At 42.7% G+C, this 23,892-nt stretch carries 19 protein-coding genes, 1 tRNA gene and 3 pseudogenes; 7 read left to right on the forward strand and 16 right to left on the reverse strand.

The window, feature by feature from the left end:
* Positions 1-62: 62 nt before the first annotated feature.
* The 11 genes and pseudogenes from JCM15907_RS13970 to JCM15907_RS03940 all read right to left on the reverse strand — a co-directional run.
* A pseudogene (locus JCM15907_RS13970) lies at positions 63-743 on the reverse strand (MBL fold metallo-hydrolase); the annotation flags it as partial.
* A gap of 55 nt (positions 744-798) precedes the next feature.
* The gene (gene murB, locus JCM15907_RS03900; RefSeq protein WP_025842794.1) at positions 799-1,806 is read right to left on the reverse strand and encodes a UDP-N-acetylmuramate dehydrogenase; all 1,008 of its coding nucleotides are present in this window, start codon (positions 1,804-1,806) and stop codon (positions 799-801) included.
* Complete coding sequence (locus JCM15907_RS03905) at positions 1,807-2,295, reverse strand: SPOR domain-containing protein (protein WP_025842795.1); 489 nt, start codon at positions 2,293-2,295, stop codon at positions 1,807-1,809. It abuts the gene before it with no gap.
* A 105-nt stretch (positions 2,296-2,400) separates the two neighbouring features.
* A complete protein-coding gene (locus tag JCM15907_RS03910; protein WP_025842796.1) occupies positions 2,401-3,099 on the reverse strand; it encodes a YjjG family noncanonical pyrimidine nucleotidase in 699 nt (232 codons plus the stop codon).
* A 90-nt stretch (positions 3,100-3,189) separates the two neighbouring features.
* Complete coding sequence (locus JCM15907_RS03915) at positions 3,190-4,047, reverse strand: Cbp1 family collagen-binding glycoprotein adhesin (protein ID WP_025842797.1); 858 nt, start codon at positions 4,045-4,047, stop codon at positions 3,190-3,192.
* Positions 4,048-4,082: 35 nt separating this feature from the next.
* Complete coding sequence (gene rsmI, locus JCM15907_RS03920; protein ID WP_025842798.1) at positions 4,083-4,805, reverse strand: 16S rRNA (cytidine(1402)-2'-O)-methyltransferase; 723 nt, start codon at positions 4,803-4,805, stop codon at positions 4,083-4,085.
* 117 nt (positions 4,806-4,922) lie between these two features.
* Entirely contained in the window at positions 4,923-5,936 is a 1,014-nt protein-coding gene (locus tag JCM15907_RS10625; protein WP_051522369.1) for a lytic transglycosylase domain-containing protein, read from the reverse strand.
* Between the two features lie 38 nt (positions 5,937-5,974).
* Positions 5,975-6,295, reverse strand: a complete 321-nt coding sequence (locus tag JCM15907_RS12150) for a hypothetical protein (RefSeq protein WP_051522370.1) — start codon at positions 6,293-6,295, stop codon at positions 5,975-5,977.
* A gap of 10 nt (positions 6,296-6,305) precedes the next feature.
* Positions 6,306-7,034 (reverse strand): DUF5683 domain-containing protein, encoded by a 729-nt coding sequence (locus JCM15907_RS03930; RefSeq protein ID WP_025842799.1) that lies wholly within the window; start codon positions 7,032-7,034, stop codon positions 6,306-6,308.
* Positions 7,035-7,055: 21 nt separating this feature from the next.
* Positions 7,056-7,916 (reverse strand): ParB/RepB/Spo0J family partition protein, encoded by an 861-nt coding sequence (locus tag JCM15907_RS03935; RefSeq protein WP_036884619.1) that lies wholly within the window; start codon positions 7,914-7,916, stop codon positions 7,056-7,058.
* Between the two features lie 8 nt (positions 7,917-7,924).
* Positions 7,925-8,734, reverse strand: a complete 810-nt coding sequence (locus tag JCM15907_RS03940) for a ParA family protein (protein ID WP_025842801.1) — start codon at positions 8,732-8,734, stop codon at positions 7,925-7,927.
* Positions 8,735-9,106: 372 nt separating this feature from the next.
* Here JCM15907_RS03940 and JCM15907_RS13600 point away from each other — a divergent pair, with 372 nt between their 5' ends.
* Positions 9,107-9,229: a hypothetical protein gene (locus tag JCM15907_RS13600; protein WP_277906907.1), complete on the forward strand. Its 123-nt coding sequence runs from the start codon at positions 9,107-9,109 to the stop codon at positions 9,227-9,229.
* Positions 9,230-9,500: 271 nt separating this feature from the next.
* Positions 9,501-12,155, forward strand: coding sequence for a C10 family peptidase (locus JCM15907_RS12155; protein WP_025842802.1), 2,655 nt, complete (start codon positions 9,501-9,503; stop codon positions 12,153-12,155).
* A gap of 272 nt (positions 12,156-12,427) precedes the next feature.
* Here the strand turns inward: JCM15907_RS12155 and dusB are convergent, their stop codons facing one another.
* Complete coding sequence (dusB, locus tag JCM15907_RS03955) at positions 12,428-13,411, reverse strand: tRNA dihydrouridine synthase DusB (protein WP_025842803.1); 984 nt, start codon at positions 13,409-13,411, stop codon at positions 12,428-12,430.
* A gap of 304 nt (positions 13,412-13,715) precedes the next feature.
* On the opposite strand from dusB, the pseudogene alaS reads away from it, so the two are divergent.
* From alaS to JCM15907_RS03970, 3 genes and pseudogenes are all read left to right on the forward strand, one after another.
* Positions 13,716-16,332, forward strand: a pseudogene (alaS, locus tag JCM15907_RS10635) (alanine--tRNA ligase).
* A gap of 10 nt (positions 16,333-16,342) precedes the next feature.
* On the forward strand, positions 16,343-17,413 hold the full coding sequence (gene aroB / locus JCM15907_RS03965) for a 3-dehydroquinate synthase (protein WP_025842804.1): 1,071 nt from the start codon (positions 16,343-16,345) through the stop codon (positions 17,411-17,413).
* A 31-nt stretch (positions 17,414-17,444) separates the two neighbouring features.
* A tRNA-Pro gene (locus JCM15907_RS03970) sits at positions 17,445-17,519 on the forward strand.
* Between the two features lie 373 nt (positions 17,520-17,892).
* Here the strand turns inward: JCM15907_RS03970 and JCM15907_RS10640 are convergent.
* The 4 genes and pseudogenes from JCM15907_RS10640 to JCM15907_RS03995 all read right to left on the reverse strand — a co-directional run bounded on the left by JCM15907_RS10640 (position 17,893) and on the right by JCM15907_RS03995 (position 22,139).
* Positions 17,893-19,235, reverse strand: a pseudogene (locus tag JCM15907_RS10640) (PhoH family protein).
* A 60-nt stretch (positions 19,236-19,295) separates the two neighbouring features.
* Positions 19,296-20,012, reverse strand: coding sequence for an asparagine synthase-related protein (locus JCM15907_RS03985; RefSeq protein WP_148297456.1), 717 nt, complete (start codon positions 20,010-20,012; stop codon positions 19,296-19,298).
* Positions 19,949-20,911 (reverse strand): asparagine synthetase B family protein, encoded by a 963-nt coding sequence (locus tag JCM15907_RS03990; protein ID WP_025842806.1) that lies wholly within the window; start codon positions 20,909-20,911, stop codon positions 19,949-19,951. Before JCM15907_RS03990 ends, JCM15907_RS03985 begins: the two co-directional genes overlap by 64 nt.
* The gene (locus tag JCM15907_RS03995; RefSeq protein WP_025842807.1) at positions 20,889-22,139 is read right to left on the reverse strand and encodes a lipopolysaccharide biosynthesis protein; all 1,251 of its coding nucleotides are present in this window, start codon (positions 22,137-22,139) and stop codon (positions 20,889-20,891) included. The genes JCM15907_RS03990 and JCM15907_RS03995 overlap by 23 nt, the downstream gene beginning before the upstream one ends.
* A 541-nt stretch (positions 22,140-22,680) precedes the next feature.
* On the opposite strand from JCM15907_RS03995, the gene JCM15907_RS04005 reads away from it, so the two are divergent.
* Both JCM15907_RS04005 and dapB read left to right on the forward strand, forming a co-directional pair.
* Positions 22,681-22,902: a DUF2795 domain-containing protein gene (locus JCM15907_RS04005; RefSeq protein ID WP_025842808.1), complete on the forward strand. Its 222-nt coding sequence runs from the start codon at positions 22,681-22,683 to the stop codon at positions 22,900-22,902.
* A gap of 254 nt (positions 22,903-23,156) precedes the next feature.
* Positions 23,157-23,876, forward strand: coding sequence for a 4-hydroxy-tetrahydrodipicolinate reductase (dapB, locus tag JCM15907_RS04010; protein WP_025842809.1), 720 nt, complete (start codon positions 23,157-23,159; stop codon positions 23,874-23,876).
* The last annotated feature ends 16 nt before the right edge of the window (positions 23,877-23,892 follow it).

Below are 23,892 nucleotides of genomic sequence, written 5' to 3' on the forward strand. Positions count from 1 at the left end.
GCCTTAATTCCTTCGGGTAAACGAAGGTTCATCTCTTCTGTGCAGGGAGCGTGGTGTGAAAGGTGAATGAGGTAGGTTTGTCGGACTCCCGATTGGATGGCCAATTCAACAGCCTCTTCGATGGTTTGATGTGTGGGGTGGGGTTTTGTATAGCGTAGCCCGTTGATGAAAAGAGTGTCTGCTCCCTTTATTTTTTCTGTCTCCTCGGGTGCGATGCTTTTGAGGTCTGTTATGAAAACAAAGTTCTCTACACGAAATCCCAATATGGGAAGTTTACCATGCCATAAACGTATGGGAGTAAAGGTAAGCCCCTCCACCTCAAAAGGAGCTTCGTCAATAGTGTGAAGAGTTAGCCGAGGAGTTCCTGGGTAAGGATGGGGACTGAAATAATAGTGTAGACGATGCCGAATAGAGGCTAACACTCTCTCCTCTCCATATATAGGTAAGTCCTTTAACCATGCTATGGTGCGTAAGTCATCCAATCCGCCTATGTGATCGTAATGCTCATGCGTTAAAATTATGGCATCCAAAGAGTCAATGCTTTCCCTAATAGCTTGCTCACGAAAATCAGGGCTACAATCAATGAGAATACGCTTGCCCTCTACAGTTTGTAGCAGAACAGAGGTTCTGCTCCTTTTGTCTTTTGGGTCTTTACTTAGGCAAGTAGAGCAATAGCAACCTACTTCTGGAACGCCAGTACTTGTACCCGACCCCAGTAAAGTAATAGAGTGCAGCTTATTCATAAATTGGCTATGAGGAAGATTGTTTTAAACAGATTGTGGAGGTAAATAAGGGTGTTTATCCGATATATCGTACTTCTGGGGTTAGGCGAATAGCAAATTTATCGTAAACTATATCTGATAACTCTTGAGCAAAATCAGCTATTTCTTTTCCATCGGCCTTCCCAAAATTGACGATGATGAGAGGTTGCTGGTTATAGGTCCCCACATTCCCTTTTTTGTATCCTTTTAGTCCAGCTTGGTCTAACAACCATGCTGCAGAAAGCTTTATCCCCTTCTCTGCTGGGTAATAAGGAATATTGGGATATTCTTTGGAAAGTCGCTGATATATCTCAAAAGGTACTACTGGATTCATAAAATAACTTCCCGCATTGGGGAGTTCATGAGGGTTGGGAAGTTTTGATTGTCTAATCTTGATAACAGCCTCTCGGACTTGTTGTGGAGTAGGCTCTCTGTTCGAAAAGTAGGCTTCCAGAGCTTGATAGGACAAGTTTACTTGATTACTTTTGGAGAGCGTAAAGAGTACATGAGTAATGACATGGTTTTTATACATTTCTTCCTTAAAGATACTGTATCGATAGCCATATTGACAATCTGCTTTGGCAATCAGAGTTTGTTCTCCTGTTTTGAGGTCGAATGTTTCGACGCAATCAATAAACTCCTCAATCTCTGCACCGTAGGCACCGATGTTTTGTACAGCCGCAGCTCCAACCGTACCAGGTATCCATGAAAGGTTTTCAATGCCATTGTAGCCGTGTGCCAAAGCCCATACCACAAAGTCGTCCCACACTATGCCAGAGCCTACTCTAAGAGAGACGCTCTCCGATGTTTCATTAAGAACCTCAATGCCATTTATCTGAGAGGAGAGAATAGCCCCTCGATAGTCTTCTAAAAAAAGTAGGTTACTACCCTGACCTATGGGGAGGAATGGCAGACTTTGGAAATACTCATCTTGGGACAAACGTTTTAAGTCCTCCAAAGAGGAATACTCGACCCACCAATCAGCCACAACACTTATTTGAAAAGTATTGTGGCTGACCAAGGATTCCTTTTCTCGGATGTTCATTTAGCGAGTCATCTCTAAGAGCCAAGCATCTTGGAATTGGGGCGCAAACTGCTGTTTGATTCTTTCTCTGCTTGTTACGGCTTCGTCACGAGTAGGGAAACTAGCCACAATAACGCGAATCATACCATGCTCATTTTCTGCCAAGACGGGTTTAAATCCAGCATTTTCCATGCGCTCTTTGAGGGATTGAGCATTGGTTTTGTTTTGGAAGCTACCGATTACAACGCTATATTTCTTCAAGCGATTGACATCTTCTCCATCGACAGCACTAAGTCGCTCTCTGCGAAGAGATACAGAAGATTGTATAGGTTTTGAAACGATAACGTTAGCATCTGTTGCTTCAGGTGCCTGATTTGAGTCCTGATTTTGAGCGATTTCTCTTTGTTTAGCCTGTTCGTAGACTTGACGATAAGTACTTTGTTTAGGTTTACAAGAACCCAATAGGGCGATAACTGCCAACGATGAAATTAAAAATACTGACTTTTTCATGTTTTGAGTACTTCTTTGGATGTTATTTATACTTTCATTCTATTTCTCGCAAAGGTAGTTAGTTTTTGTCAAGTATGTGACAGACCTTTGGAGTATTTTGAGGATTCAGAATATTGATAAAAGCTCTTTCAAATCTTTGATAATATGTAGAGGCTCAGCTTTGCTCTGTTGAGGAAGAGGATTTTCTTTTGGATTGAACCAAATGGAAGGAATAGAGGCATTGTGAGCACCTTCTATATCGGCTTCCCAGCTGTCTCCAATCATGATTGATTCGCTTCCACGAGAATTGGTAACTGAAAAGGCGTATTGAAAAATCCCTCTGTGAGGTTTGTTGCACCCTGCATCTTCACTCAATATAATACGGTCTATATATGGAGCAAGACCACTTCGATTGATTTTTGCTGATTGTACTTCTCTAAAACCATTGGAGAGAATGTAAATACGATAGTAACGGTGTAAATAGGAGAGTACCTCAATACCTCCAGGCACTAAAGCTGTCTTGGTAGTTGTACCTGTCAGAAAGTCGTTGTTGAATGAGAGTATGGCATTATCATCCCACTCTTTTATGCCTGAGAAAAGTTTTCGGAAACGCTCCGTTTTCAGCTGATGCTTGTTGATACGTCCTTGTCTATACTCCTCCCAAAGTCCTTCATTGATGCTCCAATAACGTTGCCAAAAGGTCTCGTAGTCGGAGATGTATTCAGACCAATTGTGTTTTTTATACACTTCGTACATACTCTCTTGGCTATTTTGGTAGGTAGCCCAGAGAGTGTCATCCAAATCTATAAAGAGGTTTTTTATCATAATCTACGGAAAAGACGAGAAAGGTGTACGAACAGCCTTCCTCGTCTTTGTGAATATTTGCTCAAAGAGCCAAGTTAAGCATGAAAGGTATTAGTAAATACGTACCACTAATACTTTAGAAAGGCTCCAGAACTCTTGTTGGTTAGTAATTTCAAGGGTTAGTTGCTTGTCCGCTCCTGGTACCAATTCGTAGCTACTGGAGGGGTGGTTGGTGAGCAACTCTGCCTTCTTGGCATAGAGAGGTAGACGACTGAGTCGACGAAGATCTATCTGAGTGAAATAGTCTTTGGTGTAAGACTCGGTGGCAATTTTACCATCTACTAAGATTTTCATCTCTTTTAAATCGTTCTTAGTACCTACACAATAGCGTACAGTATTAAGGGCTACCTCTTGAGAGCCAATCTTCTCTTCTTGTTGCTTCTTCGAGGCCTCTAAGTTGCTAACATTATCACTAAGCTCGCCTACCATAGCATCCAAATTTTCGATTACTACGTTCTTGTGTTGTAACTCTTCGGTCAAACGTTGTATCTCTTTGGTTTTTGACTCAAGTTGCTTTTGTAGAGCCGAGATTGTTTTCTGGAACACACTACCTTTCTGCCCTAAGTCCTTGATTTTTTTGTTTAGGAGGTCTATCTCTTCTCTGTTGGCTTTGAGTTTTTCGCTAATCATACGCATATTGTCTTCTATGCGTCTTTGATGACTCTCTCCAATTTCTCCACTAATAGGGCCTGTATTGATAATACCCTCCATAGCATTGATGTCTTGGAAGTTGCTGAGAATACCGCCAATAATTTGGTCCATCTCTTCGATTTGAGCTTGTAAGGAACTATTCACGGCGGCTATAGAATCTGCTCTCTGATCGGCCTGCTTGCCTCCTTTACAAGAAGTAAGATAGCCAGCGGATGCGATTGTACAAGTAAGTACCGTTGTCAATAAAATCTTTTTCATTCCTTCTCTGTTTTAAATGTTTTCTATTTTCAGTTTTACTCTTGAGAGTATTTTTTCTCCTCCTTGTGTACTTTCTTTTGGGGAGTTCTCCCAGCAAAAAGCAGTACGAACTCTCCACGAGGGGTAGTCTCGGTAAAGTGGTCGATAAGCTCTTTGAGGGTCCCCCTTACGTATTGTTGATGGAGTTTGGAAATCTCCCGACAGGCTACTGCTCTCCGTTCTTCACCCATAAACTCGACAAAGGCTTGTAATGTTTTGAGAACTCTGTAGGGCGATTCATATATAATGATAGTACGCTCCTCCTGTGCCAATAACTCCATTTTAGTTTTTCTCCCCTTTTTTTGAGGTAAAAAGCCCTCAAAAACGAAAGACTCAGTAGAAAGACCCGAGGCTACCAAGGCTGGAACAAAGGCCGTTGCTCCAGGCAAACACTCTATCTCTATATTGTGCTTTATGCAGGAGCTTATTAAGCAAAATCCAGGGTCGCTAATGCCTGGGGTACCGGCATCCGATATGAGAGCAACATTTAGTCCTTGTGCTATGCGCTCTACGAGTTTGTCGGATGCCTTGAACTCGTTGAACTTATGGTGGCTCTCCAAGGGTTTATGGATGTCATAGTGCTTGAGTAGTACGAGAGAGGTGCGTGTATCTTCTGCCAAAATAAGGTCGGCAGAGCGGAGTGTTTCGAGCCCTCTCAATGTTATGTCTCCCAAATTCCCTACGGGAGTAGGCACTATTGTTAGTTTTCCAGCACTCATAAAGCCTTGTAGTAGCGTAGTCATTCTTGTAAGAATATGCGTTCCAACAACTATCTGGCGCAAACTTACAAAAAAACATCGGGTGTATTATTCTTTCGGTGTGTGTAAATTTCTCTTTTAACGCCTTTTGGACCTGCGTTTTTTACCTTTTCTTTTGTTCTTTTTTGCTTTGTTCTTGGATGGAATGAGTAGCTTTTGACCTACTTTTAGTGTTTGATTTTGTTCCCTAATACCATTGGCTCTCATCAAACTCTTTACTGAAACTCCATTTCTCTGGGCTATTAAAGATAGGGTTTCGCCCTGTTGGACGGTGTGATAGCGAAGGGGAGAGATGTCGTTGCCTATTGTCTCTTTTTCTCCCATCTCTGCATTCCGTACGCTCAGAGAGTCGATGGTTTCTTTACCTCCAGAAGCCAATAGTAACGCTTTCTTTTGCGCCTCTTGGCTGAGGCTGTCTAAGCGACGGTCCAATCTTCCTATTGCAGGGAGAGGAAGATATACTGTACAAGGAGCGATATGCCCTGGAATAGAATTTTTCTTGAACTGAGGGTTGAGTAGCATGAATAGATCATGGCTCACTTCTGCTGCTTTAGCAATAGTATAGGTGCTGTATGAGTGATGCAGGTGTATGGTGTCTGTTGCCAAAGGAAGACTCTTTTCGGCTGGGCAAAGATGATGGTCTACGTGGTAGTGCATAGCATAAAAAGCCCCGATGAATAGCGGTACATAGCTCCGAGTTTCTTTGGGTAAATAAGGAAATACTGACCAAAAATCGGTGCGCCCTCCCGAGCGATAGACAGCGCGGTTAAGCGTTCCCATACCACAATTGTAGGCAGCTATCGCCATAAACCAATCGTTGTAGATGCGATGAAGATCGCGTAGATGACGAGCTGCGGCATCGGTGCTACTGATGAGGTCTAAGCGTTCATCAATCAAAGAGTTGATGGTTAGTCCGTATGCCTTGGCTGTGGGAAGCATAAACTGCCATAGTCCCGAAGCTCCAACGGGCGATACAGCCGTAGGATCCATAGCGGACTCTATAATAATAAGGTATTTTAGCTCAAGGGGTAAGCCATACTTATCCAAGATGGTTTCAATCTTCGGAAAATAGTAATCTCCCAAACTTAACATAGCAGGGATGAGTGCTCTACGACGGGTTAGGAATATATCTATACCCTCCGAACCAATGAGTTGTAGGGGATCTCCATTGTCGTGGGCAGGCGCATAAGGCGATCGCGGAAGACCATTTCTGAGGGGGTGGGGTCTTTGGAAGTTCCTTTACTGCAGGGCATTCCTTCCTCTTCGTTGGTGGCATAGCCTTTATGCCACTTGCGTAGGAGAGTGGTAGCATCGGCATCTAAGCTGTGGGGAGTAACAATCTCCGTAGTACGTATTTGGGTCTCCTTTTTTGTTTGAGTCCATCCTATATCTGCTCCGAGAGAAGAGAAAAGTAGCCACAGAGAGGCAAGTATGAGAAGACGAAAGCGCATAGAGCGGTAGTTAGAAGTTTAAGCGACAAGAAATAGCGGGAAGAAACTCCGCCTTTTCTGGAGAGAAAGATGTTGTAGAGGGGGCTACTACCAACGAAAGGTTGGGACTTACTTCAAAGTCGAAGAGTTCGGCATCTACATAAGCATCTATAAAGGAGAGAAGATATACTGCCGCCGAAACGATGATACTTAAATCTCTATTACGACGATAGAGTTCGCTTCCCTTCTTGAGTCGGTTTTGTATATTGCCATCTCCAACGTAGTCTTTCGGGTCTGCTCCTTGAGGGACAAATCCTTTCCAAGAATCCTTTTCTAAGGGATTAGGATTCATAAAGTCCACATAGGCAGTATGATACTCGTTGTAGAGACGGCCGTTCCAAGTAATGGCATAGAGGCACGCTGTGGCAGCTCCTAAAACGATAGGTATTTTCCAATATTTACGGTTGTAGAGCTGTCCGCCTCCTGGTATGATGGCACATATAAGGGCGGTGGTAGAGTTGGGTTTCCAAGCCTCAGATGTTCCTATCCAATTCTTCGCAGTGGGGTACTCGGGCAGTAGGTTCGAAGAGGGAGGCGTAAGCTCCGTAGTGAACCCTTCAGCTGTTGTTGCGAGAGAGTCTGAGTTTATCCTATTTTCTTGGGCATAACCCGCCCCACTACCAGCTATAAAAAGTAGTAAGAGTGTACAGACACAAAGTATATAGTGTGATGAAAAAGATCTACTCCTATTTTTTCTCATCTATTGCAATGGGGTAAAAAATTAATGACGCTCTTCAAGTAATTGAAGGATGCGAGCCAAATCTTCCTCTCCCTCAAAATGGATGGTAAGTTTACCCTTGCCCGATTGGTTGCTAACTAACTGTACTTTGGTGGAAAAGGCCTTGCTTAACTGGTCGCAAAGAAGCGAGAAGTCGGGTTGTTCTTGTCGATTGTTCTTGCTCTTATCTCTTTTCTCTTCAAGTCGAGCCAAGCGTTTTACCTGATGCTCTACTTCTCGTACACTCATCTTTTGAGTGATGATTTGGGCATAGAGGGCTAACTGTTTTTCGGGAGCCGAAAGCGAGAGCAGAGCTCTGGCATGCCCCATATCAATTTTCTTTTCGGTGAGTCCAAGCTGGATTTCCGCAGGTAGACGCAGTAGTCGTAGGTAGTTGCTTATGGTAGCTCTATTTTTTCCAACTCTTTCGGCAAGTTCTTCCTGTTTCATTTGTGTAGCCTCTAATAAACGATGGTAGGCAAGGGCTATTTCGATTGCATTGAGGTCTTCTCGCTGTATGTTTTCTATGAGAGCCATTTCCATCATAGACTCGTCGTCTGCCGTTTTTACATAGGCAGGTATAGTGCTTAGTCCAGCCATTTTGCATGCACGCCAGCGACGCTCCCCCGATATAATCATATAGTCATCGTGAGCTATTTGACGTACTGTAATGGGTTGTACCAAACCGATATTACGTATAGAGGTTGCCAGCTCTGACAGACTATCGTCGTCGAAAAGGCGTCGAGGCTGTTCTGGATTGGGACGAATACAATCAATTAGAATTTCATTTATCGAAGAGGAGCCTGCTGCATCATCGAGCATGGCACTAAGACCTCTTCCTAAAGGGCTATTTCCTTTTTTCATAGTAATAATTATTTCGTTTTCCCCATTTTTTCTTGCCTTGTGGCGATAGTCTTATTGAGGTTATGGCGGATGAGTTCTTTGGCTAACTCTAAGTGATTAATCGCTCCTTTACTCTCTATATCATATAAGATAACGGGCATACCATGGCTTGGGGCTTCGCTGAGCTTGACATTGCGTGTAATTACGGTTTCAAATACAAGTTCCCCAAAGTGTTGCTTCATCTCATTGTAAATCTGATTAGCAAGGCGCAAGCGACTATCGTACATCGTCATTAGAAATCCTTCTATTGCCAGTTGTGGGTTTAGCTTGCTTTTTATAATGCGTATCGTTGAGAGCAGTTTGCTAATCCCTTCGAGGGCAAAGTATTCACACTGTACGGGTATGATTACAGAGTCGGCAGCTACAAGGGAGTTTACTGTTATTAGTCCCAAAGAAGGAGAGCAATCAATTAATATATAGTCGTATTTGTCAGCAAGGGGACGTATTACACGGCGCATAACCGACTCTCGTTGGTCAAATTGCAACATCTCAACCTCTGCCCCTACAAGGTCTACGTGCGAAGGAAGTAAATCAAGCGTTTCTATCGACGTAGGTAGAATAATTTCTGAGGGGTTTTCTCCCATCACCAAGCACTCATAGATGGTCTTATGTGTTTCTTTCGACAGCGCTCCTAAACCAGAAGTTGCATTGGCTTGAGGGTCGGCATCTATGACTAATACCCTTTGTTCTAAGGTCGCCAAAGAGGCTGCCAAATTGATGGTAGTAGTAGTTTTTCCCACCCCTCCTTTTTGATTTGCTAAAGCTATGATTTTACCCATAATCCTGTAATCAATTCGTTGTCAAAGCTAATCATTTTAGAAGAGATATTCACTTAGATGTTGATAACTCGTGCTGGAGGTTAGAAGGAAAAGATAAGATTATATTGGATCTAAAAGTCCCTTTTTAGTTTCTGCAAGACTCTGATAATTGGACCTTTAATACAGAAATTACGAGAGAGTTCTTAACTAATTCCTTTCAAGGGGTACGTTGTTAAGTTTTCAAGTAACGAAGGGTAGTTGGAAAAAGGTATATGCCTTTCGATTAAAACCTATAATGCTTGGACTGAAAACCTATAATGCTTTTTTTGCAAACCATTATACCTCGTGAAGGCAAGGGTGTTGAGATTTTCTTTCTAAAACTCTTACCATAATTTGAAAAAGTGGCTTGCAACGAATTTTTGCAAGACTTGGCAGGATAGTATTGTTGTACAGTTTGGGGTAGGGAAGAAGAAGGGAGAAGCGCACAAGGATATGCCCCAACCTAAACTTCAATAATAACACAATCAGTGTGGAAGAATGTAATAGCTTTTTTGAAGAGTTATTGTAAATACCTCTTGCTGCGTTGTTAATTGCTATTTGAAACTCTGTTATGCGCTTCTATATGCTACTTGTTTTGAGGGGTGGAGATAGAAGAAAGGAGAAACTTTTTCGGTGCTAATATCCTTTGTATTTAGTTCATTTATACTATCTTTGCCTCTCGTGGAGGGACCCATAACTAAGACCTCTTTTATGTTGGGATTACTACTTTAATATCAAACAAATAACGATGAGAAAACTTTTTCTTAGTGTTTTCCTGCTCTTTTGGGGAACAATGATGCTCACGGCTGGTCCTGTGAGCCCTAAAGAGGCTCGTGCTATTGCCGAGCGCTTCTTTTCGAATAGTGCACTTAGAAGTGGTGGAACTATTGAACTCACTTATACTCACGCTCCTCAAGGTGCTTTGAGAAATGGCTCCGAGGTACAGCCCTACTATTATATTTTTAATAGAGGAACTGATGAAGGTTTTGCTATTGTGGCTGGCGATGATAGAATGCACGAGCTATTGGCCTATTCGGATAAAGGGCATTTCGATATGAGCAAGGCACCAGAGCATTTGCTTTGGTGGCTGGGGCAGTACGATATTCAAATCAATGCTTTGCTACAAGCACCTTGGAGTATAGAGACAAATGCTCGTTCTACGACTTCTACTACTACCTTTAGAAGTAGTAAGTCTCCTCTCTTAGAAGGAGAGCAAATTTTATGGGATCAGGATTATCCTTTCAATAGCAAGTGTCCAAAAGACCCTGTCACTGGTTCAAGAACTTACACAGGTTGCGTGGCTACAGCCATAGGGCAAGTGATGCGTTATCACAAATGGCCCGATGCAGGAGTGGGTAGTCATTCCTACATAGATGAAACTTACAAAGACCAAGGTAAGGCGGTAGAACGCTCTGCCACTTTTGGTAACCCTTATAATTGGGACAATATACCAGCTAATCCTTCTGCAGGTATTCCTTCTGCTCAAGTTCAAGAGTTAGGTCAGTTTTTGTCAGACGTAGGTATTGCTGTGAATATGCAGTACTCTTCTCAAGGAAGTGCTTCTTGGGAGGCTCACGTGGTACGTGCACTCAAGGAGAACTTTAAGTATAGGAAAGATCTAAAATTAGCTTTCAGAGTTCAGTATGAGTTGCCCAAATGGAAAGAACTTATCCAAAAAGAGTTAGACCAGAACAGACCTGTATTTTATTGTGGCGCAGGTACTGGCGGGGGTCATGCCTTTGTCTGTGATGGTTACAATGCCGATGGTAAGTTCCACTTTAACTGGGGGTGGAGCGGTAATGCTAATGGTTACTATGAGCTCACTGCTCTTAAACCCGGAGCAGCTGGCATTGGAGCTGGTTCTTTGGGTGATTACTCTTTGAGTCAATCTATTATTCTTAATGTAATGCCCGATAAGGGAAATGGCAATGTTACTGGAGAAGATTTTGGCCCTAACATTTCTCTTCGTGCCAAAGTAGATGCCAACAATAAGTTGAATATAAAGGCTACTCTTATGCACCAAGGAGTGGATGGAGCTAAAATATACTTCCGTCCTACGCTCTATAAGGGAACAGAAGTTGTTAAGACTGGAAATCTTTTCTTGATAGACAAAATGGTTCTTCAAGAACTCTACCAGATGAATTCAACCGTTGACCTAAATGGTCTTGCCGACGGAGAGTATGTACTCTACATAGAACATTCTTATGAAGAGAATGGAACCTATAGGAAAGTAGAAGAGGTACTGAATGAACCCAGTAGAGCAAGAATAAGTATAGCGCAAGGTAAAGCTACCGTAGAGGGCTATAATGTATGGTTTACTCCTCTCAGTGTAAAGGATGTAGAAATTAAGGGAGATGAGGTAAAAGCTTTTGCTCGCAACACCATAACTCTTACGCTTGAGAATAAGGGCGATTATGAGTTCTATGCCCCTATTCGTCTTTATGCTTATGATCGAGATCTTATGCCTTCTCCCGAGTTTTTGGTACACACGCCATTGTCTCAAGTAGGTAATGAAACTCTCATTATGATACCTAAGGGAGGAGAGTTGAAAGTCCAATTCTCTGGTGTGGTTGGAGTTAAAGAGGGTGGTAAAGTTGCTTTCTGCTTGCAAACACCTGATTTGGATCCAGAAGACCCCTCTACTGATTTTGGGTACTATCAAAGACGTTTGGGCAATTCTCGTGTGCGTCTCATTGAGAGAGACTTTATTGCGAAAGCTCCTACTACTCTTATGAGTCCTGGAATTACAGCTGTTGAGGTTGATAGCAAAGAAGTTGTAAATATTTACACCAAAACAGGCTTGAATGCGCAGGGTCCAAAGTTTAAGATTACGAACTTTGGTCGTAAGCATACTACCTCTACTCATGGAAATATTTGTGGCGTTGTTTATGCCAAGCATCCACCTACGGGGATATACTTTGTTGCCGAAATCTCCAGTAACTCTTTTAAGGGAGTGGTTGATCATGGGCAGACCATAGAATACTCTCCTACCTTTACGGGTAGCCCCATGATTGCTCCTTTCTTGGGTTATGAGGGGGTTATGGTAATTGCTTGTATGCAAAGATTTGGTAATGGTGGTTTGACGCTCGGACAGGCTACTTTTGGAAGCATAGAAGTACCCATTCGTTTTGTGAAAGATACTGCAAGCGATCGCATAGTACCAGTACTTATCAATAGTGTATTCCCTAATCCTGCATCTTCAGAGTGTACTGTTAGCAATGAGAGCGAGATAGCTTCTGTTGATTTGTTTACACTAACAGGAGTAAAAGTTCGTACTTTTGAGGGTAATGGTGCTAATACATTGCTTATCAATGTTTCGGATATTGAAAATGGAACTTATTTGATGGGGGTACGTTCTACAGATGGTACGCTTCAAAGTCATCGCCTTATCATACAGCATTAAAAGAGCTTGAAAAGAAAACTCTTGAAGAGTTTAATCTAAAGAGAAAGCCTGTATCTCATTTTGAGGTACAGGCTTTTTTGATATTGTTTTTGATTGTTGTTGGGGGGCGCAAATATCTATATCAACGAAGCTGTGGCGAAAGCTTGAACAATACTGCAATCGCTATGAGGCAAGTTCAGATTAAGAGGGGGCTTGCACAATCACAAGGAGAGTATAAACATTCGTATACAGTAGCGATAACCTTTTTGTATCACAACTACTCTGGAATATAATTATAATAGTAGAGGGGCTACCTCATTGCGCAGAATACTAAGAAGTTCCTCTAAGGTAGTGGCTTGAAGCATACGTATGCGGAGAGGGCGAAAGTTGGGGATACCTTTGAAAATAGGAGTAGCTGCTAAGTGTCGGCGCGAGTGGAGTATTCCTCTGCGCTCGTCTAATTTGTTTATGTTGTTCTGTATCATAGTGATAAGAGTTTCTAAATGGTCATGTGCTGCTTTAGGAGGGAGGGGCTCTTTATGATCCAAATAGTATCGCATCTCCTCAAATATCCAAGGTTTACCAATAGAGGCTCTTCCGACCATAACAGCATCTACACCATAACGATCGAAAGCCTGGTAGGCTTCTTCCGGAGTGGTTATGTCTCCATTACCTATAATAGGGATGGTAATGCGAGGATTATTTTTTACTTTGGCGATATACTCCCATTGGGCATGACCTGTGTACATATCACTACGGGTGCGTCCGTGGATAGTAAGACCTGCAATACCGCAATCTTGAAGAGCTTCAGCGAGTTCTTCTATCACAATGCTTTGATGGTCCCACCCCAAACGTGTTTTCACTGTGACGGGTATCGAAGAGGCTTTTACTACGGCGCGCGTTATTTCTAACATTAGAGGGATATCTTTTAGCATTCCACTGCCTGCACCTTTGCCAGCAACTCTTTTGACGGGACAGCCGAAATTTAAGTCTAAAAGTTCGGGACCCGTGGCTGAAACAATCTTTGCTGCCTCTGCCATACTCGCTACATCTCGACCATATATTTGTATCACACTGGGACGTTCTTCGGGGTGTATGAATAGTTTATTCAAAGCCCCCTTTACAGAGCGAATTAAAGCATCGGCACTAATAAATTCACTATATACCATAGAGGCTCCAAACCCTCTACAAAGAAGGCGAAAAGCACTATCACTCACATCTTCCATAGGAGCAAGCAGGAGAGGCTTCTCTCCTAAATCAACCCCAGCTATCTTCATATCTTTTTTTTCTACAATTCGATTAAAACTCAGTTGCAAAAGTAAGATAATAGGACCAAGAATATGCCATGTAAGTACTTCCTGACTGATGTAATATTTACGAAATCTGTTGTGTAGAGAATTTTTATTATAAGGGTCTGTAAAGCCTTTGTCTGAATAGTTGAAATATGCCTACTTTGGAAAGTTGGAAGAACTCCTATTTAGCATCTTAAAAGAAGAAGTAACCTATGTTGAAAAGCATAAGTATTTGAGCAATATTGCTTACTTTTGTGTGATATATAAAAATACTGTTATTAGAAGAAAAATGATGACTGCTAACGAGATACGTACTGCTTTTTTGGACTTTTTTGCCTCCAAGCAGCACCACATAGTTCCCTCTGCACCGATGGTGGTCAAGGGAGATCCCACTCTCATGTTTACCAATGCTGGTATGAACCAGTTTAAGGATATTATCTTGGGTAATGCGGAAGCTAAATATAAGAGAGTAGCCGATGCGCAAAAGTGTCTCCGTGTAAGCGGAAAGCATAATGACCTTGAAGAGGTGGGGCACGATACTTACCACCATACAATGTTTGAGATGCTAGGCAACTGGTCTTTTGGAGATTATTTTAAAGAAGAGGCTATTACTTGGGCATGGGAATTCTTACATGAAAAGTTAGGTATTCCTGCTGACCGACTCTATGCAACGGTTTTTGAAGGAGCTTCTGACGATGGCTTAGAAAGAGACCAGGAGGCAGCCTCCATTTGGGAGCGTTATTTACCTCAAGAACGCATCTTGAATGGTAATAAAAAGGATAACTTCTGGGAAATGGGAGACACTGGTCCTTGTGGTCCTTGTAGTGAAATACATATTGACCTTCGCTCAGATGAAGAGCGGGCTGAGGTGTCAGGGAGAGATTTGATCAATAGAGACCATCCTCAAGTGGTAGAGATTTGGAACTTGGTATTTATGCAGTACAATCGCTTAGCCAATGGCTCTCTCTCCTCTTTGCCCCATAAAGTGATTGACACAGGCATGGGGTTTGAGCGTCTCTGTATGGCTATGCAGGGCAAGCGTTCTAACTATGATACTGATGTCTTCCAGCCTATCATACAAGCTATAGCTAACCTCTCAGGCATCCCCTATGGTGCTAACGAGAAGAGCGATGTGGCAATGCGTGTTATTGCCGACCACGTGCGCACCATTGCCTTTGCTATAACTGATGGACAGCTCCCCTCTAATGCCAAGCTGGTATGTGATTCGCCGTATATTGCGCCGTGCTGTACGTTATGGATATACGTTCCTGGGGCGTAAAGAAGCCTTTATGTATGCTCTGCTCCCTGTACTTATTTCTTCTATGGGGAGTGCTTATCCCGAGCTTAAGGCACAACAGGAACTTATCGCCAAGGTAATGAAAGAGGAGGAAGATAGTTTCCTTCGCACTTTGGAATCTGGGATAAAACTTTTGGATAAAAAGATAGAAGAGTTAGGGAGCAAGGGTATCCTTTCAGGTCATGATGCTTTTGTTCTTTATGATACATTTGGCTTCCCACTCGATCTCACGGAACTCATCCTTCGAGAGCATGGGATGCAGTTAGACCAAGTAGGCTTCGATGAAGAGATGGCACAACAGAAAGCCCGTGCTCGCAATGCTGCCCAGCTCGAAACGGAAGACTGGATGGTACTTCACGAAGGGGAGTCAATCTTCGTTGGGTATGACCAGACCGATGTAGAGTGCCGTGTGTTGCGTTATCGCAAGGTAAAGCAGAAGAACAAAGACTTTTATCAAGTAGTACTTTCGCACTCTCCTTTCTATGCCGAAATGGGAGGACAAGTAGGCGATAGTGGCTATCTGATGGCAGAAGATGAAACTCGCTATCTCATCAGAGATACCAAACGAGAGAACAATCTGCCCGTACATTTGATGGATAAACTTCCAGAAGATTTGTCGCAAACATTTCATGCCTATATCGATACCGACCGTCGTCGTATGGCAGAGGCTAATCATACAGCTACACACTTATTACACAAAGCCTTGCGAGACGTGTTGGGCGAGCATGTAGAGCAGAAAGGGTCTTTTGTGAGTCCCGAGGTGCTTCGATTCGACTTTGCCCACTATAACAAACTTACTTCCGAAGAGATTCGTCGTGTAGAAGAGATTGTATCTTCCAAAATCCGTCAGAATATCACCCGTAAGGAGTACCGCAACGTACCCATCGAAGAGGCCAAGAAAATGGGAGCCATGGCTCTCTTTGGCGAAAAATATGGAGAGGAAGTACGTGTGCTCCAATATGATGATTCTATCGAATTATGTGGAGGAACCCATTTACCCGCCACGGGAATGATTGGTACTTTTCGTATCGTTTCGGAGTCTTCTATTGCAGCAGGTATCCGTCGTATAGAGGCTTTGACGGGTAGTAATGCAGACCGCTATCTGTACGAAAAGGAGGATACTTTGGCAGAGATAAAAGCTCTCTTTAATAATAACCCTAAGGTGGTGAATAGCATCCGTAAACTTATCGAAGAGGAGACCCAGCTGCGCTCTGAGATAGACTTGTTGGTACGCAAGCAGATGGCTCAGAAAAAGGCGGCTATCCTAACGCAACATGACTATATTGGTTCTATCCGCTTCCTTTATTTAGAGGGAGAGTATCGTGCCGATGCAGTGAAAGATATTGCCTTCCAATTGAGAGGCGAATTGGAAGAACCTTTCATCTTCCTTGCTGCTACCCAAGAGGGAGAGAAGTGTTTGCTCTCAATCGCTCTATCCGATGCGGCAGTTGCTTTGGGGGCAAATGCGTCTAATTTGGTACGTTCGGCTTCGTCCTTTATAAAAGGAGGAGGGGGAGGTCAGCCTCACTTTGCTACGGCAGGAGGAAAAGATATAAGCGGTCTTCCCAAAGCGGTAGAGTATATCAAACAAGAGATTCAATCTTTATAAAAGAACTATTATGAACTCCCAAATAGCTGTTCGCGAGGGAGCATTGAATCAAGAAGCCCTTATGACTTTACAGTCTGAGGGCTTCGATCGTATGTTACTCTTAGAAGATGCCGATATGGCTCTCGCGTCAGAACCATTATTGACTCCGCTTTACCAGATTATTTCTTCTGAAGATAGATTACGTATAAAAGCTGGAGAGGAACATAAGGCTTTTGCCTCTCTAACGCAAATACTGGACTGGTTGCTGGAGCGTAGAGCTACGCGCTACACCATACTTTTGATCGCAGGCGGAGGAGCATTGCTTGATATGGGAGGTTTTGCTGCTGCGATCTATAAAAGGGGTATTCCTACAGTTTATATCCCTACTACGCTTTTGGCAATGGTTGATGCCTCTATTGGAGGAAAAACGGCAATCGATTATAAGGGAGTGAAAAACCTAATCGGTGCTTTTTCCCTACCGCATAGGGTGATTGTAGATCCTCTTTTCTTGAGAACCCTTGATAGTAGAGAGCTAATAGCAGGATATTGGGAGCTGGTAAAGCATGCCCTTCTTTCTGGGAAGGAGGCTTGGTACGCAATCCTTTCCTTTGACCCCATCAATCGAACTGCACCATGGAGTGATATAATCCAAACGAGTATAGAGACTAAGCAGGTCTATGTCTCCACCGATTTATATGATCTTGGAGTGCGTCAATACCTAAATTTAGGCCACACAATAGGTCATGCTTTAGAGGCTTATTCTCATAAAGTCGCAACCCCGAACCGACCTCCCTTACGGCATGGAGAAGCGGTGCTTATTGGACTTATATGTGAGCTTTATATAGCGCATGCTCGTACCTCTTTTCCTATCGAACCTGTACGTCAACTTATTTCTTTAGCTAAAGAGTTACAATCGCCTTACCTTTTTTCATGTAAGGAGTATGGAACACTTATCGAATATATGTATGCCGATAAGAAGAATAAGGGTGGTAAAGTTACTATCATCGCTCTGGAAGAGCTGGGTAAACCGCTCAGAATAGAGATTAGTGAAGAAGAAATCAAAGAATCTTTCGATTTTTATCGAGAAATATTTGGTCAGTAAACTATTTACTACTAAATTTGCAGTCGCAATTCGGGATGTAGCTCAGTCCGGTTAGAGTACGCGTCTGGGGGGCGTGTGGTCGCTAGTTCGAATCTAGTCATCCCGACTTTTTAGAGTAGGTGTAGTGTGTTAAGATGCTATACCTACTTTTTTATTTTCTCGTTTCTGTTTATTTTGCAGGCTGTGCACCCTTGTAGACTCTCGTAAAAGAGTTACTTCTTTTTCAATCTCTATTATACTTCAAAGGAAAGATATTATTCGTAGACTCTTGAAAGGTGTTTTATTCTCTTTTTTTACTCTCTTTGAGGGTAAACTCTTTCTTTATGAACTATCGTACAAATCTTGAATACATGATGATAAAGTATAACTCTAAAAGAGTTAGTTTGATAGGCTTTTTGGGGAAAAAGGTCTTACAAAAGGCTTCTTGTTATGACCTTCTGTAAGACCTTACTGTCTGTGCTCGATACTAAAAAGAAACGTTAGAGGAGATTAGAGGCTACCTCGCTTAATTCACTACGTTCTCCTTTGATGAGGTTTACGTGAGCAAATAGTTTTTGCCCTTTCATCTTGTCTATCATGTAGCCAGTCCGTTGCTCTCCGCATCGAGGTAAGGAGAGTCAATCTGCTCTACGTCTCCCGTAAAGATAATTTTCGTACCCTCTCCTGCACGAGTAATAATGGTTTTTACCTCGTGAGGGGTAAGGTTTTGCGCCTCGTCAACAATTACCAAGACTTCCGAAAGACTTCTTCCACGGATATATGCTAAGGCTTCGATTACTAAGCGTTCGTCTCTCTGGAGCTCTTCCAATTTGCGCTCTTCACTTCCGCCTCGTCTTTGTAAACTTTTGATGAAACTAAGATTGTCGAAAAGAGGTTGCATATAGGGGGTAATCTTCTGCTTTTCATCGCCGGGTAAGAACCCTAAATCTTTGTTGGCAAGTGCAACGATAGGGCGTGCCATAAGGATTTGTCGATAGTTTTCGGACAAACTAAGAGAAGCGGCAAGAGCCAATAGTGTTTTTCCCGTACCTGCTTTTCCCGTAATACCGATTAGTTTAATGTCGGGGTCGGTAATAACATCGAAAGCAAATGCTTGTTCCGAGTTACGAGGGGTAATGCCCGAAAGTGTTTGTTTGTTTACTTTGACAATCTTTTCAGAGAAAGGATTGTAGCGCACCATAACACTATTGCGCTCACTCTTTAGAATGAAGCACTCATTGGGTTCTAATTCTTGGTGGAAAGATAGTTCTTCTACATCTATTCCATGAGGTTCGGAGTAAATTCGGTCTATTAAATCGCCATCGACACCCTCAAACTCTTCGTGTGCTTTGTCGAAAAGTTTAGAGGTAGAGACTTTATCGTTGATATAGTCTTCGGCACGCAGTCCGAGAGCTTTGGCTTTCATTCTGAGGTTTACATCTTTCGTAACCAAAATGACAGGCTCTGACGGTAGCTCATCTTTTAGCGAGAGAGCTACTGAAAGAATTTTATGATCGGCAATCCGTTCTGAGAAGGCTTGGCAAACTAAAGGATGTGATAAACCATCTATTTTGATGAAGAGTCGTCCCATATCATCTCCCAAAGAGATACCTTCGGTAAATATCTCTTGTTTACCGTATTCGTCCAATCGGCGAACAAAGGAGCGAGCATTGTAGTTGATTTGTTCACCACCTTTTTTGAATTGGTCAATTTCTTCGAGTACGGTTATGGGGATGTAGATGTCATTTTCTTCAAACTTGTCGATGCATTCATAGTCGTGCAATAAAACGTTAGTGTCCAAGACAAAGTTTTTCTTGACACTCCCTTTTTTCTTTTTGTCCATAGCTAATTGGATTTATTATTTGAGTTTTATTTTTTTTGGTGTAGATTCTTTGTTGAGATTTTATTGTTCCCGAAGAGGAATGCTCCCCTGTTCTAACTTGTGTAGCCACCAAGCAAAAGATAATCCGTTTATAGTGGTGGGTCGCCAAGAGGTACTCTTCTTTACTTCTTCGAGCAAGGTTCCGCCCATTAGATGACGAAAGCCCAAGTCATCGTGTCGGGGAAAGTATCTTTTGCGTTGGGAGAGTTGGTACAGTAGAAACGAACGTAATAGTTGTTTGAAACGGAAACGAGGCGAACGAGATAGAGCGTATTCTGACGCATCGTCTGGGAAAGCTATCGAATGCCTTCGGAAGTAGTCGTCCGAGAGTGATTCATAAATCCTTTTTCCTACCCGAAACTCGGGATTGAGGTAGGCGGTATAGTCTATAAGATCTCTATCTAAAAAAGGCATCCATACGGCGGAGCCATGATAAGACCATGCTCGAGCGGAGTTAATAATGTATTTAGAGGAAAGCTCCAAAGTACGAAAGGCTTCCAATCTCTCTTGGGCAGAGAGTTCTTTGGGGTAGTGAGCCAGTATTTCTTTATGTATTTCCACCATCTGAGATACTTCAGCTTTAGATAAAGCCCTGTTGCCCCCCTCATAAAAGGTAAGAAAATAGGCGTTGATATCATTGTACTGCTCACTTTCTATCCATCGTTGATGTATTTTTAAACCACATAGCGTATCGCCATTGTGTCCCGGAAGTACATAGGTTGAGTGCCTTCGAACCACTTGGAAGCCTCTCGTGAAGAGGTGTATTCGGCAAAGAAATAGCCCGAGGAGAGGCCACTCAGGTGTCTAAAGAAGCGAAGTACCTCTTCATCTTCTGTATAGCCTTTGCGCGTGTAGTGCGGTGGTAGTGTGGAGACGAACCTATGCTCAAAACCTAAACGTCGGGCTATCTCTTGAGCTTTCTTTATAGTGGCGGTACGAGGGGTATGCCCATAGGTGAGGGTAATAGGAGTGGGGAGGTTCCGCTCTTTCAAGGCTACGGCTATAAGACGTGAGTCTCTGCCGTCCGAGAGAGGTAGCACAATGGGTGCAGAGTCTATAACTCTTGCCATTCTGTCAAAGGCACATTCTAAACGCTCTTCGAACCCTTTTTTAGCCTCTTCGAAAGAGAGTTCCGCCACGGCATAGCGTTGGCGAGGTATTTGTGCGTAGGGGATTAGTGTTACCTCTTTAGTGTCATCTACATACAGGGCACATCCCGAGGGAATGCGTTTGATTTCGGAGTGTAACGTATGCTCTTCGGGAGTAAAGCCCCACTGAGAGAAGAAAAGTCGAGTGCTCTCCTCCACTTGTAGATGTTCTTCTCCCTCTCTTAAAAGGTCAAAGCCATTGTCGCTGATGTATAGTTCATCCCCATAAACCCGATAGTAAAGAGGAAGGGTAGAGCGGTGGTCTACTGCCATGTATATATAATGCTTCCCTTCGATGGTAGGCACTATCTGACAAGTACACCAGGAGCCATTGAGGGCATCTATTCGTTGAAGAAAATCTTCCAGACTCTTGATAGAGAGGAAGTACTTATTTAGTTCGGCTTCTTTTAGTAGACGATCTTGAGCATCAAAGGCAATTCCGAGAGAGAAAGATTTGTTACGCTCTTTATTTTTGAATATTACGTTCATAAAGTATTACCAATCGAAATAAATAAAGCAAATACCCTACCTGCGTCAGAGCGGTGCAGCCGAAGAAGAATAGGGTAAACTCTTCAAAGTCGAAGATTTGAAACCCAACGAGGATAATGGTCGTATAGAGTAGCAAGAGGATAATTTGACTCCACATATTGCTCCGTTGAAAACCTAAAATATCGGGTATTACATTCAAAATTGAGGAGAGGAAGTTGGGAAGTAACATAGGTAGCATACAGCGGATAATATGCGCCGAAGTAAGCCATTTATGCCCTACAAAAAAGAGGACAAGGTAATCCATACTCCAAGCCAGAAGTAGAGCTAAAGGAATACCTACTCCGAAAGTAAGTAACGTTAATCGTCGAACAAGTGGGGCAATGGGCACTTGCTGTTGCACCTTTTCACTCATTTGTTGAAAGTAAACACGCCCGATGTTTTCAGAGATAAGATTGAGAGGTCTACGTGCCAGCATAGTGGCCATAGTGAGAAACCCTACCTCTGCCACTCCAAACCGCCAAGGTAGAAAGAGTACCAGCACTACCCCCAAAAGAGTATTGACTAATGATTGGGGTAGAGAGTAGCAAGGGAAATTCCTATATTTAATACCCAAAGAGAGAGATTCCGACAGAGAAGAGAAGCCCTTATGGTAAATCTTTTTAATAAAGGGAGTATAGGGGGGCAGGGCAAGAAAGGTCGCTCCAATGGAAGAGAAAATAAGCCCCCCTACCGAAGGGTGAAAGCTACCCCAAATAACTTTCAAAAGATTGTTCCCAACACCATTTATAGACTGAGAGAGAGAGAGCCGATTGAAGCTCTTTTCTCGAAGAGCCACAGAGGCAACAAGAGCATAGAAAGAGGTTGTCAGTACAAAGAGCGGTAGCAGTAGCACATAGCTACCTAAGGCTTGATGAGGAAATAGAAGATAGATACCTCCTGCTACCGACAAAGTAAAAAGGGAGAATAGAATCGTAAGGCGTATGCCTAAGAGGTAGAGACCAAATGCCTCTTGATTTGATGGAGCGATGACTATTGCTTGTTCGTAGCGACCTGTGGCAATTATGGCAAGCACTCCTCCCCAGCTAAGAAACGTACCCAAAACACCCATCATTTCCTCATTATACTGTCTACCCACAATCATAAGTAGTAGCAAGGCTACTGCTTGCCCAAGTACACTTGAGGCTATCAGCTTTAAGGCATTGTAGGCTATGATGTTCCGAGGCTTCATACTTTGAGGTATAGAGTAGGGTAAAGAGATAATTATTTCTACTCTATCAAAGGTAATAAAAAGATTTTTGCTTTATTAAAGTTCGTTGTAATGTCTTGATAGAGTCTCTTGCAAGGGCTTCTTTTTTAGCTGTTTTGAGGAGCAAAGTGTGCCATCGTAGTTTGCTCTATATTGTAGCGTTCTATTGTTTGCTTGCTCGGCTTTTGATGGAGGGGCTTTACCCCTTTCTCCATTTTCTATTATAGGAGTCTGAGAAAAGGGTTATACCTTTTGCTCGAAACCATCCGAGCAAACTCTCAAAACCTACATACCTTTTGAACGTTTGTACGGATGCTTTTGATAGCCTTTTATAGTGCAGGTTTCATCAGGTCGTAGTCCCATTGCAGAAAAGGTAAAATGGTAGAGAGAGAAGCGAGTCAGGGCAGGATATTTAGTTTTTGGTATATATAGAAACTTGTACATATCGAAAATAATGCTACTTTTGCACCTTGTCGTAATAGAGTGTGGTATAAATTATTATAAATAAATACAATATAGCATTATGTATTGGACACTTGAATTAGCTTCTTCTTTGGACGATGCACCATGGCCAGCATCAAAAAATGAGCTTATAGACTATGCTCAACGTTCGGGAGCTCCGTTGGAAGTAATTGAGATACTCGAAGAGATGGAAGATGATGGCGAGGTTTATGAGTCTATCGAGGAGATTTGGTTGGACTACCCTCGTAATGAAGATTTCTTCTTTGACGAAGAGGAGTATTAAAAGGTCGCTTCCGATTTTATCTTTTTAAGAAAGAGCCTTGGGTTTTTCTTCCTATATAAATAGGAGTGGGCCTGAGGCTTTTCTGTTTAGAGGTGTCTGTTGTGCTCTTTACATAGGGTAGGTCGCCTCTTTTTGTGTACTTTTGATACTCAAAAGAGATAAAACCTTTCCTCCCCCTCGCCTCTATGCTTAGCGGTCGAGGGTAAAAAGCAAAGAGGAGAGTTGTAGAAGCTGGGGTAGGATGCTTAATTGTTATGGATATTATATTAGTAGGCTACGGACGAATGGGTAAGGCTATCGAAAGATTAGCTTTGCAGAGAGGGCATATTGTTGTGGAGCGATACGATGCTCCTACAAGCAATGTTTTTCGAGATACCCACCACTTTGAGCGAGGAGATGTTTGTATAGAGTTTTCGGTACCCCAAGCTGCCGAGATTAACTGTTCGCACTGTTTGGATATTGATATGCCCGTTGTTTCGGGTACTACAGGATGGTTAGAGGGTGTACGCACCTTGCAAGAGCGAGCCAATAGAGAGGGTAAGTCCTTCTTCTATGCCAGCAATTTTAGCTTGGGGGTGAATGTTCTGTTTGAACTCAATCGTCGTTTGGCTAAAATTATGGGAGAGCAAACGGATTATATACCCTTTATAAAAGAGACACATCACATACACAAACTCGATGCTCCAAGTGGTACAGCACTCACCTTAGCAGAGAGCATTGTGAGCAACTCTAATCGTTTTTACTACGAGGGGCTCTCCAACTCTTTGGAAGGAGAGCGTTTGGAAATAGAATCGGTCCGAGAGGGCGAAGTGCCAGGTATTCACGAAGTCGTTTGGCGTTCTTCGGTAGACAAGATAAGCCTCTGTCATGAAGCCTTTAGCCGTAATGGGTTTGCTTTAGGGGCTATATTGGCGGCAGAGTATGCCCTTACGCATAAGGGAGCCTTGACGATGGAACAAATGCTCGGATTTTAGTAATGAAAAGAAGTAA

Source organism: Porphyromonas gingivicanis JCM 15907 (assembly GCF_000614585.1).
Classification (GTDB): Bacteria; Bacteroidota; Bacteroidia; order Bacteroidales; family Porphyromonadaceae; genus Porphyromonas; species Porphyromonas gingivicanis.

Coding starts and splice junctions, on each gene's coding strand:
- murB (WP_025842794.1), bottom strand. CDS start 1,806: ATGAACATCCGAGAAAAGGAATCCTTGGTCAGCCACAATACTTTTCAA.
- JCM15907_RS03905 (WP_025842795.1), bottom strand. CDS start 2,295: ATGAAAAAGTCAGTATTTTTAATTTCATCGTTGGCAGTTATCGCCCTA.
- JCM15907_RS03910 (WP_025842796.1), bottom strand. CDS start 3,099: ATGATAAAAAACCTCTTTATAGATTTGGATGACACTCTCTGGGCTACC.
- JCM15907_RS03915 (WP_025842797.1), bottom strand. CDS start 4,047: ATGAAAAAGATTTTATTGACAACGGTACTTACTTGTACAATCGCATCC.
- rsmI (WP_025842798.1), bottom strand. CDS start 4,805: ATGAGTGCTGGAAAACTAACAATAGTGCCTACTCCCGTAGGGAATTTG.
- JCM15907_RS10625 (WP_051522369.1), bottom strand. CDS start 5,936: ATGTTAAGTTTGGGAGATTACTATTTTCCGAAGATTGAAACCATCTTG.
- JCM15907_RS12150 (WP_051522370.1), bottom strand. CDS start 6,295: ATGCGCTTTCGTCTTCTCATACTTGCCTCTCTGTGGCTACTTTTCTCT.
- JCM15907_RS03930 (WP_025842799.1), bottom strand. CDS start 7,034: ATGAGAAAAAATAGGAGTAGATCTTTTTCATCACACTATATACTTTGT.
- JCM15907_RS03935 (WP_036884619.1), bottom strand. CDS start 7,916: ATGAAAAAAGGAAATAGCCCTTTAGGAAGAGGTCTTAGTGCCATGCTC.
- JCM15907_RS03940 (WP_025842801.1), bottom strand. CDS start 8,734: ATGGGTAAAATCATAGCTTTAGCAAATCAAAAAGGAGGGGTGGGAAAA.
- JCM15907_RS12155 (WP_025842802.1), top strand. CDS start 9,501: ATGAGAAAACTTTTTCTTAGTGTTTTCCTGCTCTTTTGGGGAACAATG.
- dusB (WP_025842803.1), bottom strand. CDS start 13,411: ATGAAGATAGCTGGGGTTGATTTAGGAGAGAAGCCTCTCCTGCTTGCT.
- aroB (WP_025842804.1), top strand. CDS start 16,343: ATGAACTCCCAAATAGCTGTTCGCGAGGGAGCATTGAATCAAGAAGCC.
- JCM15907_RS03990 (WP_025842806.1), bottom strand. CDS start 20,911: ATGAACGTAATATTCAAAAATAAAGAGCGTAACAAATCTTTCTCTCTC.
- JCM15907_RS03995 (WP_025842807.1), bottom strand. CDS start 22,139: ATGAAGCCTCGGAACATCATAGCCTACAATGCCTTAAAGCTGATAGCC.
- JCM15907_RS04005 (WP_025842808.1), top strand. CDS start 22,681: ATGTATTGGACACTTGAATTAGCTTCTTCTTTGGACGATGCACCATGG.
- dapB (WP_025842809.1), top strand. CDS start 23,157: ATGGATATTATATTAGTAGGCTACGGACGAATGGGTAAGGCTATCGAA.